This window comes from Spirosoma daeguense (assembly GCF_054776875.1).
The window spans coordinates 794,158-809,959 of record NZ_BAAHBF010000002.1 but is presented as its reverse complement, the minus strand read 5'-3'; the positions used below and the strand labels follow the sequence as shown (position 1 = coordinate 809,959).

The following is a 15,802-nucleotide window of genomic DNA, read 5'->3' as shown; positions in this document are numbered from 1 at the left end:
GAAATTTTCGGCAAAGCTTAAACCGAAAAATGCATGGGGGGGAGCGTAACAGTTTCCCACCAATAACTACGTAATGCGCTGAAATAGTGAAGCCAGCCCGTAAAATCTGTAGGTTTTACCAGATAAGATGAAACGCCATATTGATAAGCCTCCTCTATGTCATTTGGTTGATTTGACCAGCTTAGCATAATCACTGGAATACGGCTACAGGTATCGCTCAACTGTTTAATTTGCCGTAGTAATTGCCAGCCATCTTCCCGCGTTGGCATATAAAGGTCCTGAATGATCAGCTTCGGTAATTCCCATTCCTGCTGACTCCATTCACTGAATCGCTGAATCGCTTCATCGGCCTGCGTAATAAAAACGGGTGTAATTTCAGGAAGACACTGTTTTAGTGCTCGTTGAATAAACACTACGTGATCGGAGTTGTCTTCTATAATAACTAGTTTAGTTTGTTTAAAATTATCTCGTTTTTTTTCGTAATCGTTTACAGATGCCATAGTTTCATCGAAAAGAGGCCCCTAAGTTACTATATATGCCTCTTCTTAAGCCAAAAAAGCAATTCAATAAGCGAAATTACTGGCATTAGGTGCCGCGATGCTGCTGATTAATAAGCTATCTAATGTAACGAATACGTAATTTTGATACGTCTTTTGCCGCAACTATCTGGCTGTTCCACCAAAATATGGTCGAGTTCAATATCTTTTCGTTTCAGTAGTTCACGAACATAGTTCTTATCCGTTGTGGGTTGACTGTTTAGTATATACGTTACGCTGTTTGCTGGATAATTGAACAGGTTTAGGTTTATCCTTCTCTCTACAGCCGACTCGCCCCGTGGTGATATATAGTCATAATCTTGATGGGCAGATTTGAGCTGGTGATACGTTGGGAAAGGGGCTGCTATTTTTGGCGATTGACTGAAAGCTCCCAGCGACGTAGTAATGGCAAAGAGTATCGTTAACAAACAGCGAATCTGGAAAATGATTTTCCGTTGCATTCTGACCCGGCAAAAATACAGGTGCTTCATTTTGAGATAGTCTAAAGAACTGTGTTTCTGAATACTAGATTCTACAATCGACTTATTGGTTGGAAATCCGTTTCTTTGTTCATGAAACGTTCTTTTCGCGGCTTTTGCTGGTTTTCTTCAGCCATAAGTCTGACTTTACTCCTTATTATTTCGTCAGCCAGTTTTGGACAAACGGCTTCCAAATCCAAAGAAAAGTACAATTATTTACTCTATCTTCCCCGTGAATATGCAAAGCAGCAAACCAGTTACCCATTGGTGATTTACCTGCATGGCAGTTCGCATAAAGGTCAGGATCTGAATAAATTAAAAGGATACGGTTTGCCGCAACTGGTTGAAAAAGGATTTGAGTTCGATTTTATTATTGCGTCGCCACAATGTCCGGAAGGTAAATACTGGTCTACGGATAACTGGTTTGAGCCTTTGTTCGATGAACTGAAAAGTAAATATCGAATTGATCCCAAACGGGTCTATTTGACCGGAATTAGTATGGGTGGATACGGTACGTGGCAAACGGCGGTGGCTTATCCCGATAAATTTGCGGCCATCGTTCCGCTTTGTGGCGGCTGCGACGATTCGACAAAGATTTGCCAGCTTAGGAAAATGCCCGTCTGGACATTCCACGGTGTTGATGATCCTGTTATTCCTATCTCAGAAACCGAAAAACTGGTTCGGCGGCTTACCGAATGTGGGAATGAGGTGATGTTTACTCGGTTAGAACAGGGCGGGCATGCAATCCAGTATATCTATGAGGATAAACGTATTTATGATTGGTTGTTGAAACAACATCGATAACGTAGCGATTATCTAATTTTCGGCCATGACTTACGAAAACTCACTTGCTTTTGCTCAACATCTCGATCTGACGGACCCACTACGTCACTTTCGCGACCGTTTTTATATTCCCCAACGTACCGATAAACCACTCATTTATTTTTGCGGGAACTCATTGGGACTTCAGCCAAAAGCGGCCCGTACTGCTCTTGAGAAGGAGTTTGCTACGTGGCAACAGCTAGGTGTTGAAGGCTGGTTTGAAAAGTCTGAAAACGACGATCAACCATGGCTGCGATACCACGCAACCTGCAAAGATGCCTTGTCGGAAATTGTTGGTGCGAAACCTTCGGAAGTTTGTCCCATGAATGCGCTAACCGTCAACCTTCATTTGCTGTTAGCGTCTTTTTATCGTCCTACGGCTAAAAAATACAAGATATTAACAATCAAGGGCGATTTTCCTTCCGACCAGTATGCGCTGGAAACGCACATCAGGCATCATGGTTTGAATCCGGCTGACGTGTTGATCGAAGTAGAGCCGCGTTCTGATGAACCGGAAATGGGCCTGATTCACGTAACCGACATTCAGCACGCTATAGCTGAGCACGCCGACTCGTTGGCACTCATCTGGCTGAGTGGGGTGAATTACTATACTGGTCAGGTTTATAACATGGCTGCTATTGCCGAAACGGCTCGATATCATTGTATTCCAGTTGGATTTGATCTGGCACATGCCATTGGTAACGTACCAGTACGTCTGCATGATTGGGGAGTTGATTTTGCTACGTGGTGTTCGTATAAATACCTGAATGGTGGTCCCGGAGCGGTATCAGGCGTTTTCGTACATGAAAAGCACCATGACCAGAATTTGCCACGATTGGCAGGGTGGTGGGGGTATCGCGAGGAAGAGCGTTTTGCCATGACGCCCGGATTTGTGCCAGCTCCCGGTGCCGATGGCTGGCAGGTTAGTACCCCCAATATTCTGGCTCTTGCTTTACATCGGGCAGCTATTTCCATTACGTCTGAAGCGGGTATTACCAATCTTCGCCAGAAAAGTGAACTGCTAACCGGATTTCTGGAATATATATTGACTCCGTTTTCAGCCATCCGAATAGTAACGCCTAGTGATCCAAATCAGCGTGGATGCCAATTGTCGTTACTGGTTCAGCAGAATGGAAAAGCACTATTCCAGTACCTTACCGAACAGGGTATAGTAGGCGACTGGCGCGAACCGGATTGTATTCGACTGGCACCAACTCCGCTTTATAATACGTTCGAAGAGGTTTGGCAACTGGGACAGATTTGTCAAGCTTTTTTTGCGAGTCGCACACAAACAACGTAGTGACAGTCGTTTTCTAGGCATTATCAGACGTAGCGTTGGTAACAAAGTCGATGTTCCGTTTCAAACCGTCGAGCTTGGTACGTTTTACTGCCGACCTGCGGAAAATTTCTCGAAATACGTCTTCGGTAATTTCCAGCCAGTCACTTTTGGTTAATTGAGCCAGATCAGGGTGTGGGTCGAATGCTGGCGTCTTATGAGGTCGTGAAAAGCGGTTCCAGGGGCATACATCCTGACAGATATCACAGCCGAAAATCCAGTTATCGAACTTACCGCGAACATCTTCCGGAATTGATTCTTTTAGCTCTATTGTAAAGTACGAAATACATTTACTTCCATCTACTACATAGGGCGCCACGATGGCGTCGGTAGGGCAGGCGTCAATACACCGGGTACATGTACCGCAATAATCGGTGATCGGTCCATCAGGCTCCAGTTCGAGGTCGAGAATCAGCTCGCCGATGAAAAAGAAGGAGCCAATCTCCCGATTTATCAAATTAGTATGCTTGCCAACCCAACCTAGCCCTGCCCGTTTAGCCCAGGCTTTATCCATTACCGGTGCTGAATCGACAAAAGCACGACCACCTACTTCGCCAATTTCGGTATGAATAAAAGCGAGTAAATCCTTAAGCTTGTCTTTAATGACAAAGTGATAATCTGTGCCGTAAGCGTATTTCGATAGCTTTAAATTATTGTCGTCAGAATCAATCAGTTGTTCAGGGTAGTAATTCAGCAGTACCGTAAGTACCGATTTAGCATCATCAACCAATAAACGTGGATCAAGTCGCTTATCGAAGTGATTGGCCATATAATTCATCTGGCCGTGCATACCATTTTTTAGCCAGTTCTCCAGTTGAGGGGCTTCTTCTTCCAGAAAATCCGCTTTTGCTATGCCACAAAAGTCAAAGCCAAGTTCGATAGCCTTTGTTTTGATACGTTGCGTATAGTGATAAGCGGGCGAATGCATGACCTGTTAACAGAGATGGGCAGCGTGAGTAGGAGCAGTTTGTGTGTCAAAATAGAAGAACCATGATTCGAACTTTTTAAATCCAGCAACGTGATGAAATCCAGAAAATCGTGGTTAATAGCTGACATTCTAATCGAAAATATAAATAGAAAAATGTGTCAACTTGTCAGGAAATGCGGTTTTGGCCGAGCTTTTGCCCATCTTTACGCATGAATTTCTGGAAGCGTAATAGAAGCTCATCAATGGAAAATAAAGACATTTTAGACGAACAAGCGTCAACCGATACACAACAACCTGACAACCTGACAAACGAGGAGGCTACGGCTTCAACGGATGCACAACCTGCTTCGGATGCAGAAACAGCCGAAGATTTTGTCGCCGAAACCTCAGACCGCGACCGTGTTGGCAGTGAATTAGCTGAACTGAAAGATAAGTATCTCCGTTTATACGCTGATTTTGAAAACTTCCGTCGCCGTACGGCCAAAGAAAAACTGGACTTGATTAGTAACGCCAATGAAGGGTTGTTACAGACACTTATTCCAGTTGTCGACGATTTTGAGCGGGCCATGCAGTCGATTGAAAAAACAGACGATATAACGGCCGTTAAAGAAGGGATCTCGTTGATTTACAACAAATTATTTAAGACCCTTGAAAGTAAAGGTCTAAAGCCAATGGTCTCGAAAGGCGATGTGTTCAATGCTGATCTGCATGAGTCGGTTACACAGTTTCCGGCACCCAGCGACGATTTGAAAGGCAAAGTGATCGACGAAGTCGAAAAAGGATATTATCTGAATGATAAAGTCATTCGGTTCGCAAAAGTGATAGTAGGAAGTTAAAATAATGATTGAATGACAGAATGATTGAATTGTTGAGTTCTGGCAACCAGTCAACAATTCAATCATTCTGTCATTCAATCATTCAAAGATATGGCAACGAAGCGCGATTACTACGAAATTTTAGGCGTTGATAAAAATGTATCGGCAGAGGATCTGAAGAAGGCATATCGGAAAATGGCGATCAAGTATCACCCCGATAAAAACCCAAACGACCCTACCGCTGAAGAGAAATTTAAGGAAGCCGCCGAAGCTTATGACGTATTGAATGACTCCCAAAAGAGAGCTCGCTACGATCAGTTTGGCCACGCAGGGATGAGTGGCGCTGCAGGTGGTTATGGTGCCGGTGGGCCATCAATGGAGGATATTTTTAGTCAGTTTGGCGACGTATTTGGTGATGATTCGCCATTTGGGAGTTTCTTTCGGGGAGCAAACGGTGGTGGCGGACGTCAGCGGGTTCGGCGCGGGTCTGATCTGCGGATCAAGCTGAAACTCAACCTTCAGGAAGTTGCCAATGGTGTAGAGAAAAAAATTAAGGTTAAACGTCATGTAACTTGTAATACCTGCGGAGGCAACGGCTCTAAAAATGGTACCGCCGTACAAACCTGCTCGACCTGTAACGGAACCGGCCAAACGCGAAAAGTGGTAAATACCATGCTTGGTCAGATGGTATCGACCAGCACGTGTCCGACCTGTAATGGTGAGGGTAAACTGGTTACCGATCGTTGTGATGCTTGTTTTGGCGAAGGACGTGTTTTACAGGAAGACGTTATTCCAATCAAAATTCCGGCTGGAGTGGCTGAAGGAATTCAACTGTCGGTTGGGGGTAAAGGAAATGTGCCACCACGGGGTGGTGTTGCCGGCGATTTACTGATTGTCATTGAGGAGGAAGAAGATGCTGAACTCAAGCGCGATGGTAATAACGTAGTGTTCGATTTATACATCAACTTTGTCGATGCTGCCATTGGTACCAGTGTTGAAGTGCCAACCATTGATGGTAAAGCACGGATTACGCTTGAGCCAGGTACGCAAAGTGGCCGAATTTTACGGTTGAAGGGCAAAGGTATTAAGGAATTGAATGGGTACGGTCGTGGCGATGAATTAGTGCATGTGAATGTATGGACGCCGAAATCGCTCTCATCAGAGGAACGTGCTTTGTTGGAGAAATTGCGCAATTCTCCCAATTTCCAACCCAAGCCAAACAAAAACGAAAAAGGTTTTTTTGATAAAATGAAAGACTTTTTTCATGGATAAGAGTTAGGAAGATTGGTTATAGAAACAACACTACGTAATCTTGAAAAGGTTGACAGGATTTTAGTACTTATTTTCTCGATGAATCGGAGCCAATTCTGGCTCCGATTTTTTATTATAAGTAATAAATTATATTTTGCATTATAAAATATAATAAGATGATTCAAGTAGTTAATCGAGCATTAGACCTGTTAGAACAGATTGCAGTAGACCCGGAAATGCCTAAATCCTTAAGTGATTTAGCTGATGGGGCCTTGCTAAATCATGGTACATGTGCCAATATTCTGAAAACATTAGTTACTCGTGGGTATGTTGAGCAGGTGGGTGCAAAGAAGGGCTACATTCTAGGTGCTAAATCGTATACGTTAACAGGCAACGAGGCTTATCAAAAAGATTTGCTCGAAGCGGCCAAGGATGAAATGGACCGACTTACCAAAACAGTAAATGAGAACTGTCTTCTAGCCATACTTAAAGAGAATCAACGGGTTACAATTCATCGTACCTTTGCTGAACAGGATTTGCAGGTACGGACGGCTGATATAAAACCAGCTTATGATTCTGCATCAGGGCGGTTATTGCTGGCTATGCTTCCTAAAGAAAAAATTCAACGTATACTGCGCAAATATGGTTTACCTACGTCAAGCTCATGGCCTGAAATACAATCTGAAACAGAGCTTTATGATGCTTTAGGTCTTATTAACCGGGATAAGCTTGCCTTGCAGTCGATACCAAATCGTCAAGTTACTGGCCTTGCCGTTCCCATATATAAAAATAATCTGGTAGTAGCTAGTCTGAGTATCTATCTGCCAGAGTACCGATACATGGCTATGGATAAGCTTAAATTAGTAGAGTCACTACGTGAGAGTGCTCAACTTATCAATACCAAATTAAACCAGCACAAGGTCGATTAAATAGTTAATAATTAATTGGCCTTTAGAGACTTTAGCTAAAAAATATAGTTGATTTAGAGAAAGGTATAGTATTATATGGGATTTACCCCCTTTAAGTCTCGAAGATAGGCATATAGAGCAATTGTTAAATCTATACAATTAGATATGTTTTCAGTTGAATAGCAAAATTGAGCCTTTTTTTATTAATTAGGTACAGCTATAATCATTCGTGTTCTATGAAAGCAGCATTGAAAGCTTGGAATAAACTATTTTATTGTCTTTTAATTGTGTAAATAGTGAATTGCATTTTATAGTATAAAATTCTGCTTATATATTTAAATGTCAACAACATGTAGAAGACTGCGTAGTAGCCGCCAGATTGGCTCAGAAACAGTTTTTGCCGAACTATGGTGTAAGATGGTATTAGTAATCTACTTTCTACAATTGGATTCGGTTGCGACAATTAGAAGAGCGAAATAGCAGATAAAGCAGTTTGCCGATCTGACTTCAGAAAACCAGATGCTTCAGGAAAAGCTAACGGTGATTTAGTAGATTTGCTATATTTCAAGTTCTTTGCGGTATTTTTTAGGATAATACCAAGGTCAAAACGACACTAATAAACAATACTTTATCTAAGCAGTTTTGTAGTTTTAACCGCTACTCAATAAGGCAGGTAGGATAAACGAATGCGTTTGCCTATCTGCTTTTTTGTGTTTAAGCTGTAAGGTTTTATTGATTGTCCCAGAAACAGAAAAAGTCCATCTAAAGAAAGGACTTTTCGTGTAGTTGAATGCCTTAGGCACGAAAATTGCTATTATTCTCTATAGTGTAGGCTATTAGTGCAGCCTACAGGTTAGTTTAAAGTGGAATCGCTGGCACAAGATGAGGTCAGCGATTTTATTCAAAACTGTCGTTTTAACCTCACTATCCCCAGAAACCCATACAGTTTTCGGAATACGATACCTGATATACGGATAGACCCTACCTGTGGATTTGTAACGCCATCAACTTTAACTCAATTTTTTAAAGAACTCATAATTACCTCCTTTGTTGATGAGGAAGGCTTTCATTATCAGTTCTTAGGCAAAAAGGAACGATTATAGAAAGAGTTGATTGCCCGTTGAAGAAGTTAAGAGATATTCCGAATACGAAAAAAAATACCAGCCCCGATTGTTAGTCAGGACTGGTATTGCAAATAAAGTGGGTATGAAATAAAGCTATGAGTGAACGAAATGAATGTAAAAAACCTGGCCAGGCCATTCCGTCATTTATGGGTTAGCTTTGTTAATTAGACGGTTAAAAATGCCAAGGGTTACATTTTTTGCCCATTTCACACGTGTTTTTTATATAATATCAATAGGTTTAGCTAGCTGTTAACTTAATTCGGTAAGAATGTTGCTAGCGTTCGATTTTACCAAACCTCCTCCAATTAATCCATTATCGTTTTGTGTAGGGAAGAGACTATTGCTTTTTATCAGGCTATTACCGATAAAATGATGCGTAAACTCAGTCGCCAGCTTACCAGCACTTTGCAGCACACCAGTTGATTTTTTCTTGTTGCTTAACCATTTATATAGGCCAAATCCTGCTCCTGCCAAAAGAGTGGCACCTAGCGCTATACCAAGCGTAGTGGTCATTTTCTTTTCCATATGTATTGCCTTTATTAGGATAAAGTTTCCTTTGGAAGAACTCTCTAACTGGTAATTAGGTTTGGATTTTCTATTGGCGTATGGCACGCAGTACGAACCAACGTAGCGATTTGGTCTGTCCCAAACCATCAATAAACTGGAGCATGCTACCTCTCGAAAAGTGAATAAGCCTAATTCTGTATCAGAACCTGAAGCCTTTAGTTACCGCTGAGTTGTAAACGCCCTCCTTGACTAAACAATATCTTGCCACCCCGAAACGTAATATTTTTGGCCGGGAACGTACCGTTAACTACAGTTGCTGTATGGCTCGGGTTGATAAAAATATCGTCAGTTGCTAAGGGCACGTGTCCACAAATCCACATACCAATATCACTCCAGTTGCCAATTCGGGCTGTTTCGCACATAGCAGCCGACCGGACAAAGCTTTTGGTATAAACCTGACTTCGAACGCCTTTTTCGTCAGTAGCCCAGATGGATAGTAAATATGTCTGACCATCAGAAAGTGGTAATGTTGCTCCACGTAGTTGGAGGTCAACCGACGTAGCGGGTGAGGGAAGGGTATAGGTATAGTGGCCAATCAACGTAGCGCCCTGCGAATAGGCATACTCAATACGTACAATTCGGGCTGGATTGGCGCCTGTCTGAATGTAAACGAGTTTTGTTTGTGTTTGGCTCCAGCGTCCCACATTATCCTGCCCTCGTAAAAAAAGCAGGTGATAGCCGTTTGTTAAACCTTGCGTAGCAACGTTCAAATTGAAGTTATCGCTGGTTTGATTGACCTGCACCAACGTGTTCTGGCCGGTTCCGTTGTCAGTATCCCATCCATATTCAATCTGGCGTATGGTCGAGGATTGGGCTAGTGTGGTTAACGTAGCACCAATGAAAAATAGGCTGAAAATGAGGGCTTTCATGCTAATTGGCGTTACGTATCTTTACACTAATCGACAAACCTTGTGACGTAGAGCCTGTTCCCGGAACAGTCAGTTCATAAATAACCGGAACTGTGGGTGTACCCGACAGTCGATAGGAGTCTGTTCCACCAAATATGCCGGGTTGAGTACCGTTGTGGCCCGCATTCAGATAAGGCGAGGCCGACTTAATTTGATACCGGCCATCAGAACTGGCTCCTCCCACAAACAGATTCGCCGGATTGTAGTTGATATTGCCGTTTGTTGTGCCAAACTGGCCATTTTGCGCCAGATTATTCTGAATTGTTGAAGACGTTATGTTAGCCGAAACGGTGGCATCGACTAGTATATTACTGCGGAAAGTGCCCGCCGAAATGTTCCAGGCCGAACTACCCACCAGTACATTATGCTCATAATTTAAGTAGTTGATTCCGGAGGCATCACGCAGAATAATACAGTTCGTGACAGAGGCATTTGCGTTGTATTGACTGCTAAAACAGGTGATTTCGGAGCAATAAGAACCAACAACTTTACAGTTCGAAATAGTATTACCCGGACTACCGTTGAAAGAAACCTCCCCTTTACAGCGAATTACGTAAATATTGCTGGTATATAGCCGAAACCCGTAGCCACTAATAACCTCCATGCCAATGATATACGAATTCGCCGATCCACTGTTGAAGGTGCAGAATCCACCTATCCGAGCGCTGGTTACAATGCTGTTCGAATTGGGGTTTTCGCCCAGAAAGTAGCCCGGCCCTATGATCACAAGTCGTTTGGTACAAGTCAAAGCACCATAAATTGTTGGCGATCCTTCAACCATCAACGTATCACCATTCAGAACACTGCTATGATTGTGAGCTGTCTGAAGATTGGAAAATAACTTTCCGGGAATGTTCTCCGGTAACGTGTTATTTACCCGGAATATCGTAGCGGATGCCGATCTGGTCTGTAAAAGAAGTAGCACAAACAAAGTCAGGCCATGGATAGTGTAGTTCATGTAGTGGAATTAATAAAGTTTTGTGTTTTAGATATACGGTTACTTTTCATGAAATTCACGTTAAAATAACAGAGCAGTTTATACTTACCAATTACCGTGCTGGGTATTTGGTAAGTTATAAATTTTACGGTTGTTCAGCCTATTTTTCTAACAAAAGAAAGAAGCTCAACCGGAGTATCCCGATTGAGCTTCTGAAGAGTTGAAAGTGGATAGAAAAACTAGGCAATAAGATTAAAAGCTGTACCGTGCTCCTAACTGAAGCTGGTAAGGATCGCCGGAAGGAGTGACCACACCCGCCGTGTTGACCCGATACACGAACCGTTGATTTGTTCTGTCAAAACCAGCTACGGCTGGCGTAGAGCCTGATGCTGGTATGCCCAGTGCATATAGTGCCTGCGAACCCAGCGACTGGTTGGTGCCCCAGCTTTTGTTTAGTAGGTTGGCGAAGTTGAATACGTCTGCCGATACTTCGATACTGTGGTTTTTATATAATTTGAAGCGTTTGCTGGCCCGAACATCAAAAACACCGTAGAATCCGTTGATACCGCCGTTACGTTCCGCCATTTTGCCCGAATACGTATTGATGTAATCTTTGATGCTCTGGCTGGCATTGGGGTTGTCGAGAATAGCCTGTAAACCCGTACGTACGTTGGTTGGCGTATTTTCGTTGTTACGGTCGAAAATGAAGGCAAGGTCATTCTGGCCAGCTACGAAGTCAGCATTGCTGTTTGCGCCCGACAAAAGCGTGTAGCGTGTACCGCCAATTCCTGAGTACCGAACACCTACAGTTATGCCATAAAAAGTTGGTAACGTACCGTAGAAGACCACTTTATGCCGGAACTGATTGTCTGAGGCTGTCATCCGGCTCAGGTTACGTGGGTCATCTTTTACGGGCAGTGATAACGTAGCAGTGTTCGCTACGTTCCCATTAAACGACGTATTGTCGCGGGTGTCGTTCCAGGTGTAGCTAACCGAAAATTCGCCGTCTTTGTAGTATTGATACGTAGCATCGGCAACCAGCGCAAACTGATTCACTTTACCTTCACTATTCAACTCCAGTACACGGCCAAGTCGCTGACTGATACGTCCCTGTAACCAGTCACCGGCACCGTTAGCGGGCATTGTGCTCAGCGGTACATAAACGCCCCGATTATCTTCGTTAGCCAGACGGAAATACGGTTCTGTTGCCATATTCCGGTCAACGTACATGTAGTTGTTACGTCCAAGCGAAGCATAACCGGCGATACCCACTTTCAATTTATCGGTCAAATAACGGCTATACGACAGGTTCGCCTTATACAGAACCGGCACACGGGCGTCGGCACCGGTCATGTTAATTGTTGGTAATTGAAATGCGGCCAACGACGGAATGCTGGAATAGTTGGTACGATAGGCGGCAAAATCAGGTGTTGGAATGTTCGGGGCACGAACATCTACCGTAGCGAGGTGTTTACCGTCAAACGTCAAATTGTTGATGATCACGTAGTTGTTAATATCCGAAGCAAAAACGCCCGCACCAAAACGGATGTAATCGGTATGCCGCTCATTCACGTCCCAGGTCAGTTGCAAACGGGGCTGGGCAATGAACGATTTTAGTTTGTTGTCGGTACGGAGCTTCAGATCGTCCAGAACCACCTGATTGAGTGGGGCCGATGGATAATGCGCATAGTCGAAACGCAGACCAGCCGTCATTTCCAGTCCCCGCGCTAGTTTGGTGCTCATTTGCCCGTAAACACCTGCATTCCACGTATTACCAACTACGCTTGGATCAGCGACCAGCGGAACTTCGCGGTAATATCGGTACGGTTGCAGCGCATTGAATTTATCCAGTGCTGTCATATTGGCTGCCGCATCGACTGTGTAGTGGAAACGGCCATTTACTTCACTACCATAAAGCGAGTGCGCCCGCGTATACATCAGATCAAGACCGAAGGTGTACTGAATTTTGTCCGTATTGTAATACAGGTTATTAACCAGTTGCAGTACGTTGTTGTCGAAGCCTTCCTGCGCAAACCGATGACCACCCATCTGGATGTTAGTTGAACGAGTACCGCCTTCTACCGTCGACGTAACGTTTTCGACGATGGCACGCGGAATATTTGCCGATGGAAGCTGATCGCCGGGAGAACTTTTCTGATACGTAAACAGGTGCTGGAGTTTCAGCTCGTTGGTAACCTTCGGGTTGATCGACGTACGTAACGTAGCCAGAAAACTATTATCCCAGTTGTAGTCGTTTCCATATGATTCGTAACTATTGAGCGACGTATTATCCTGCAAACCAAGCTTATTACGGTCGCTGGTGAAGTTGTTACGTATCGTGAGCAGGTTTTTGTCGTTTATCTGCCAGTCGATACGAGCAAAGGCAGCATCGGAACCCCGGGTTTTGTCGAACGTACCAAACTGGGGTGTATTCGCAACGCCATATTTACTACGGGCAATTCCAACAAACTGATCCAACGTAGCACGGGTTACGTTGAAACGGTTCTCATCGGCAGGCGACTGAACATCGGCAATAATCAACGGGCGCGAATCCTGCTGGTGATCCCAGACAACAAAGAAGTGCAATTTGTCTTTGATGATTGGGCCGCCGAGCGAAAATCCAAACTGATTCGTGGCAAACTTGTTATTCCGAACATTTCCCCGAATGTCATACGGACTAGCTAACCAATCGGCGCGGGTGTAGTTGAAAGCGCTTCCGCTCAATTTGTTCGTTCCCGCTTTGGTCACCGCACTCACAATACCACCGCCACTACGTCCGTAAATAACGTCATACTGGTTCGTAATCACTTTAAATTCCCGAACGGCCTCTATAGAAATAGAGTAGGGGGCACCACTTCGGCTGGTCGTTGAACCGGCTGAGGTCGGGTTTTTAGCATTCATACCGTCGATGGTGTAGTTGGTCGACGAACCTAGCTGACCAGAGAGATTGCCGCCCCGGCTCAACGGCGAAAGATCCATTAACGACGTGAAATTCCGACCGTTAACAGGCAGTGCCTGAATCGATTTCGCAGAAATGGCCGTTGCCGCGCCCAGATTTTCAATTTTGTTTTTCAAGCCCGAAGCCACAACCTGCACCACTTCCAGCGTCTGATCGGTTTCCTGCATCGTCAGATTGACCCGAATCGCATCGCCCTGATTGAGCGCGTAACCCGTGCGTTTTTGCTCACCATAGCCAATGAACGTAACACGAACCGTGTAGGGACCTCCCAGCGGAAGCTCTTTAAATGAGTATTCACCCTGAGCGTTTGTAACGGTTCCAGTGTTAAAACCCGTCGATTCGTTACGTACCTGAACGGTAGCGCCTGGAAGCGGATTTTTTTGATTGTCTGAAATGACCCCGGCAATGGATGCCTGAGTCGTTTGGGCTACTAACGTATTGATCGTTAGGTAGTTGGCTAAAAAGAAAATGATTGTAAATAGTAGGATGTTTCTCATGCAGATGGAGACTGTTTTTTGCGACTGCAAAGAGACGATAACTACTCGTGACGGGGGTTATGAAATTGTTATCTATTTGTCATCATTCTGCGAAATCCGTAGACCAAATTCGTTTGTTTTGTTCAATTATTGGATGATGACTATCTTTATCTCGCGGCCATAGTGTCGAACAGTTGGCTGATTATCGGCGTTTTAGGTTAACTATATAAACGAACGAGTGTATGAAGTATGTGAAACTGGCGCCACCCGCTTCCCTCCAAAAGTATGTACAATACTTCTGGGTTCTGGAGCAGCACTCCACGGAAAATGCACTTCGAACGTTTCGACCAATTACCGACGGTTGTCCGGGTTTGATGCTCCAACTGAACGAAAACACCACCGTGTTCGATCAGGATAAGAAAGAGCTGCCGTTATTCTGCCTGTACGGACAAACCATTCGCCACCGCGAAATTCAGACGAGTAATCCGTTCAACGTGATGGGTATCTGCTTTTCGCCGGGTGCCTTGAAAGCAGTTTTCGGATTCGATGCCAACGAACTAACCGATACTTGTACTGATCTGAATGATTTACTGACAAAGCAGACTTCGTTTTTACCAGAACAATTCTGGCTGGCAACCTCAACGGAACAACGTATTGATCTGGTATCGAACTACCTAATTCAACAGATTGAACGTAACGCCAGCGCGGTCGATACGTTAACCGATTATGCATTACACCAATTGATTCGGTCGGCTGGTAACGTATCAATGAAAGCGTTGCAGACCGAATTGAACGTATCAGAGCGACAACTGGAGCGTCGGTTCCGGCAAACGGTAGGAATTTCGCCCAATTTATTCGCCCGTATTTGCCGGTTTCAGGCTTCACTGCATCAGTTAAAAAATAGTCGTTTCGACAAGCTATCGGACATTGCCTTTGACAATGGCTATGCCGACCAGTCGCATTTTATCCGCACATTTAAAGAATTTGCGGGTTTCTCTCCTTTTCGATACCGGAACCAATCCAACGAAGTAGTCGAGAATCTGGCCGAGTGGCGTTGAGATCCGTGTCGGTTTTGTTCTATTTTTCGGGTAGTGGCACGTCTAGTTTTGTTCAAAAAAACGAACGACATGAAACTACTCATCATTGGGGCAACCGGCAGCGTAGGACGTTTGCTGGTAGAGCAAGCTCTCGAACAAGGCCATACTGTAACCGCACTAGTACGTAATCCGGCTAAACTTAATACTATTCAACAGGCTAATTTTCAGGCTATTCAAGGTGATGTACTGGACTTAGCTTCCGTAAAAAAAGCCGTGTGCGGTCAGGACGTAGTGCTGTGTGCAGTAGGCGGTGGGCGAAAAGGCGGTGTTCGTGCAGAAGGAACCCGAAACATCATCGACGCCATGAGAGCCAATGGTGTAAAACGGTTAATTTGCCAAACTACTCTCGGCGCAGGTGATAGCAAAGGGAATCTGAATTTTTTCTGGAAATACATCATGTTCGGCTTTCTGCTACGTAGTGCGTACGCCGACCACGAAAAGCAGGAACGCTACGTTCAGCAAAGTGCGCTTGACTGGATTCTGATACGTCCGGCTGCGTTTATAGATGGCCCACGTACTGGAAATTACCAGCACGGATTTTCTGCTGCGGCCAAAGGATTGACGCTTAAAATTTCTAGTGCCGATGTAGCCGACTTTATGCTCAAGCAGTTGACTTCCAATACGTATCTGCACAAATCTCCCGGTTTATCGTACTAACA

Annotated in this window: 14 protein-coding genes; 7 read left to right on the top strand and 7 right to left on the bottom strand. The window is 44.3% G+C overall.

The annotated features are described in order from the left end of the window. Positions 1-17 precede the first annotated feature (17 nt). Entirely contained in the window at positions 18-500 is a 483-nt protein-coding gene (locus tag ACYVD4_RS08130) for a response regulator (RefSeq protein WP_460944264.1), read from the bottom strand. Between the two features lie 119 nt (positions 501-619). After that, positions 620-1,027 carry a hypothetical protein gene (locus ACYVD4_RS08125; protein ID WP_460944262.1) on the bottom strand — a complete coding sequence of 136 codons (408 nt, stop codon included), beginning with the start codon at positions 1,025-1,027 and terminating at the stop codon, positions 620-622. Between the two features lie 81 nt (positions 1,028-1,108). Between ACYVD4_RS08125 and ACYVD4_RS08120 the strand changes: the two genes are divergently transcribed. Both ACYVD4_RS08120 and kynU read left to right on the top strand, forming a co-directional pair. Beyond that, complete coding sequence (locus ACYVD4_RS08120; RefSeq protein ID WP_460944260.1) at positions 1,109-1,819, top strand: carboxylesterase family protein; 711 nt, start codon at positions 1,109-1,111, stop codon at positions 1,817-1,819. A 25-nt stretch (positions 1,820-1,844) separates the two neighbouring features. Beyond that, positions 1,845-3,137 carry a kynureninase gene (gene kynU, locus ACYVD4_RS08115; RefSeq protein WP_460944258.1) on the top strand — a complete coding sequence of 431 codons (1,293 nt, stop codon included), beginning with the start codon at positions 1,845-1,847 and terminating at the stop codon, positions 3,135-3,137. Between the two features lie 13 nt (positions 3,138-3,150). Here kynU and queG read toward each other — a convergent pair whose 3' ends face one another. Continuing rightward, positions 3,151-4,101, bottom strand: a complete 951-nt coding sequence (queG, locus tag ACYVD4_RS08110; RefSeq protein WP_460944256.1) for a tRNA epoxyqueuosine(34) reductase QueG — start codon at positions 4,099-4,101, stop codon at positions 3,151-3,153. Between the two features lie 242 nt (positions 4,102-4,343). On the opposite strand from queG, the gene ACYVD4_RS08105 reads away from it, so the two are divergent. The 3 genes from ACYVD4_RS08105 (at position 4,344) to ACYVD4_RS08095 (ending at position 7,096) form a co-directional block, all read left to right on the top strand. Beyond that, positions 4,344-4,937, top strand: a complete 594-nt coding sequence (locus ACYVD4_RS08105) for a nucleotide exchange factor GrpE (RefSeq protein WP_460944254.1) — start codon at positions 4,344-4,346, stop codon at positions 4,935-4,937. A 90-nt stretch (positions 4,938-5,027) separates the two neighbouring features. Next, positions 5,028-6,188, top strand: a complete 1,161-nt coding sequence (dnaJ, locus tag ACYVD4_RS08100; RefSeq protein WP_460944252.1) for a molecular chaperone DnaJ — start codon at positions 5,028-5,030, stop codon at positions 6,186-6,188. A 155-nt stretch (positions 6,189-6,343) separates the two neighbouring features. Continuing rightward, positions 6,344-7,096 (top strand): IclR family transcriptional regulator, encoded by a 753-nt coding sequence (locus ACYVD4_RS08095; RefSeq protein ID WP_460944249.1) that lies wholly within the window; start codon positions 6,344-6,346, stop codon positions 7,094-7,096. Positions 7,097-8,448: 1,352 nt separating this feature from the next. Here the strand turns inward: ACYVD4_RS08095 and ACYVD4_RS08090 are convergent. The 4 genes from ACYVD4_RS08090 to ACYVD4_RS08075 all read right to left on the bottom strand — a co-directional run bounded on the left by ACYVD4_RS08090 (position 8,449) and on the right by ACYVD4_RS08075 (position 14,067). Continuing rightward, a complete protein-coding gene (locus tag ACYVD4_RS08090; RefSeq protein ID WP_460944247.1) occupies positions 8,449-8,724 on the bottom strand; it encodes a hypothetical protein in 276 nt (91 codons plus the stop codon). 197 nt (positions 8,725-8,921) lie between these two features. Continuing rightward, a complete protein-coding gene (locus ACYVD4_RS08085; RefSeq protein WP_460944245.1) occupies positions 8,922-9,635 on the bottom strand; it encodes a hypothetical protein in 714 nt (237 codons plus the stop codon). Position 9,636: 1 nt separating this feature from the next. After that, a complete protein-coding gene (locus ACYVD4_RS08080; RefSeq protein ID WP_460944243.1) occupies positions 9,637-10,632 on the bottom strand; it encodes a hypothetical protein in 996 nt (331 codons plus the stop codon). 231 nt (positions 10,633-10,863) lie between these two features. Next, entirely contained in the window at positions 10,864-14,067 is a 3,204-nt protein-coding gene (locus tag ACYVD4_RS08075; protein ID WP_460944241.1) for a TonB-dependent receptor, read from the bottom strand. A 221-nt stretch (positions 14,068-14,288) separates the two neighbouring features. Between ACYVD4_RS08075 and ACYVD4_RS08070 the strand changes: the two genes are divergently transcribed. Together ACYVD4_RS08070 and ACYVD4_RS08065 are read left to right on the top strand one after the other, a co-directional pair. After that, positions 14,289-15,104 carry a DUF6597 domain-containing transcriptional factor gene (locus ACYVD4_RS08070; protein ID WP_460944239.1) on the top strand — a complete coding sequence of 272 codons (816 nt, stop codon included), beginning with the start codon at positions 14,289-14,291 and terminating at the stop codon, positions 15,102-15,104. 69 nt (positions 15,105-15,173) lie between these two features. Beyond that, positions 15,174-15,800: an NAD(P)-dependent oxidoreductase gene (locus tag ACYVD4_RS08065; RefSeq protein WP_460944237.1), complete on the top strand. Its 627-nt coding sequence runs from the start codon at positions 15,174-15,176 to the stop codon at positions 15,798-15,800. The last annotated feature ends 2 nt before the right edge of the window (positions 15,801-15,802 follow it).

Coding starts and splice junctions, on each gene's coding strand:
- ACYVD4_RS08130 (WP_460944264.1), bottom strand. CDS start 500: ATGGCATCTGTAAACGATTACGAAAAAAAACGAGATAATTTTAAACAA.
- ACYVD4_RS08125 (WP_460944262.1), bottom strand. CDS start 1,027: ATGAAGCACCTGTATTTTTGCCGGGTCAGAATGCAACGGAAAATCATT.
- ACYVD4_RS08120 (WP_460944260.1), top strand. CDS start 1,109: ATGAAACGTTCTTTTCGCGGCTTTTGCTGGTTTTCTTCAGCCATAAGT.
- kynU (WP_460944258.1), top strand. CDS start 1,845: ATGACTTACGAAAACTCACTTGCTTTTGCTCAACATCTCGATCTGACG.
- queG (WP_460944256.1), bottom strand. CDS start 4,101: ATGCATTCGCCCGCTTATCACTATACGCAACGTATCAAAACAAAGGCT.
- ACYVD4_RS08105 (WP_460944254.1), top strand. CDS start 4,344: ATGGAAAATAAAGACATTTTAGACGAACAAGCGTCAACCGATACACAA.
- dnaJ (WP_460944252.1), top strand. CDS start 5,028: ATGGCAACGAAGCGCGATTACTACGAAATTTTAGGCGTTGATAAAAAT.
- ACYVD4_RS08095 (WP_460944249.1), top strand. CDS start 6,344: ATGATTCAAGTAGTTAATCGAGCATTAGACCTGTTAGAACAGATTGCA.
- ACYVD4_RS08090 (WP_460944247.1), bottom strand. CDS start 8,724: ATGGAAAAGAAAATGACCACTACGCTTGGTATAGCGCTAGGTGCCACT.
- ACYVD4_RS08085 (WP_460944245.1), bottom strand. CDS start 9,635: ATGAAAGCCCTCATTTTCAGCCTATTTTTCATTGGTGCTACGTTAACC.
- ACYVD4_RS08080 (WP_460944243.1), bottom strand. CDS start 10,632: ATGAACTACACTATCCATGGCCTGACTTTGTTTGTGCTACTTCTTTTA.
- ACYVD4_RS08075 (WP_460944241.1), bottom strand. CDS start 14,067: ATGAGAAACATCCTACTATTTACAATCATTTTCTTTTTAGCCAACTAC.
- ACYVD4_RS08070 (WP_460944239.1), top strand. CDS start 14,289: ATGAAGTATGTGAAACTGGCGCCACCCGCTTCCCTCCAAAAGTATGTA.
- ACYVD4_RS08065 (WP_460944237.1), top strand. CDS start 15,174: ATGAAACTACTCATCATTGGGGCAACCGGCAGCGTAGGACGTTTGCTG.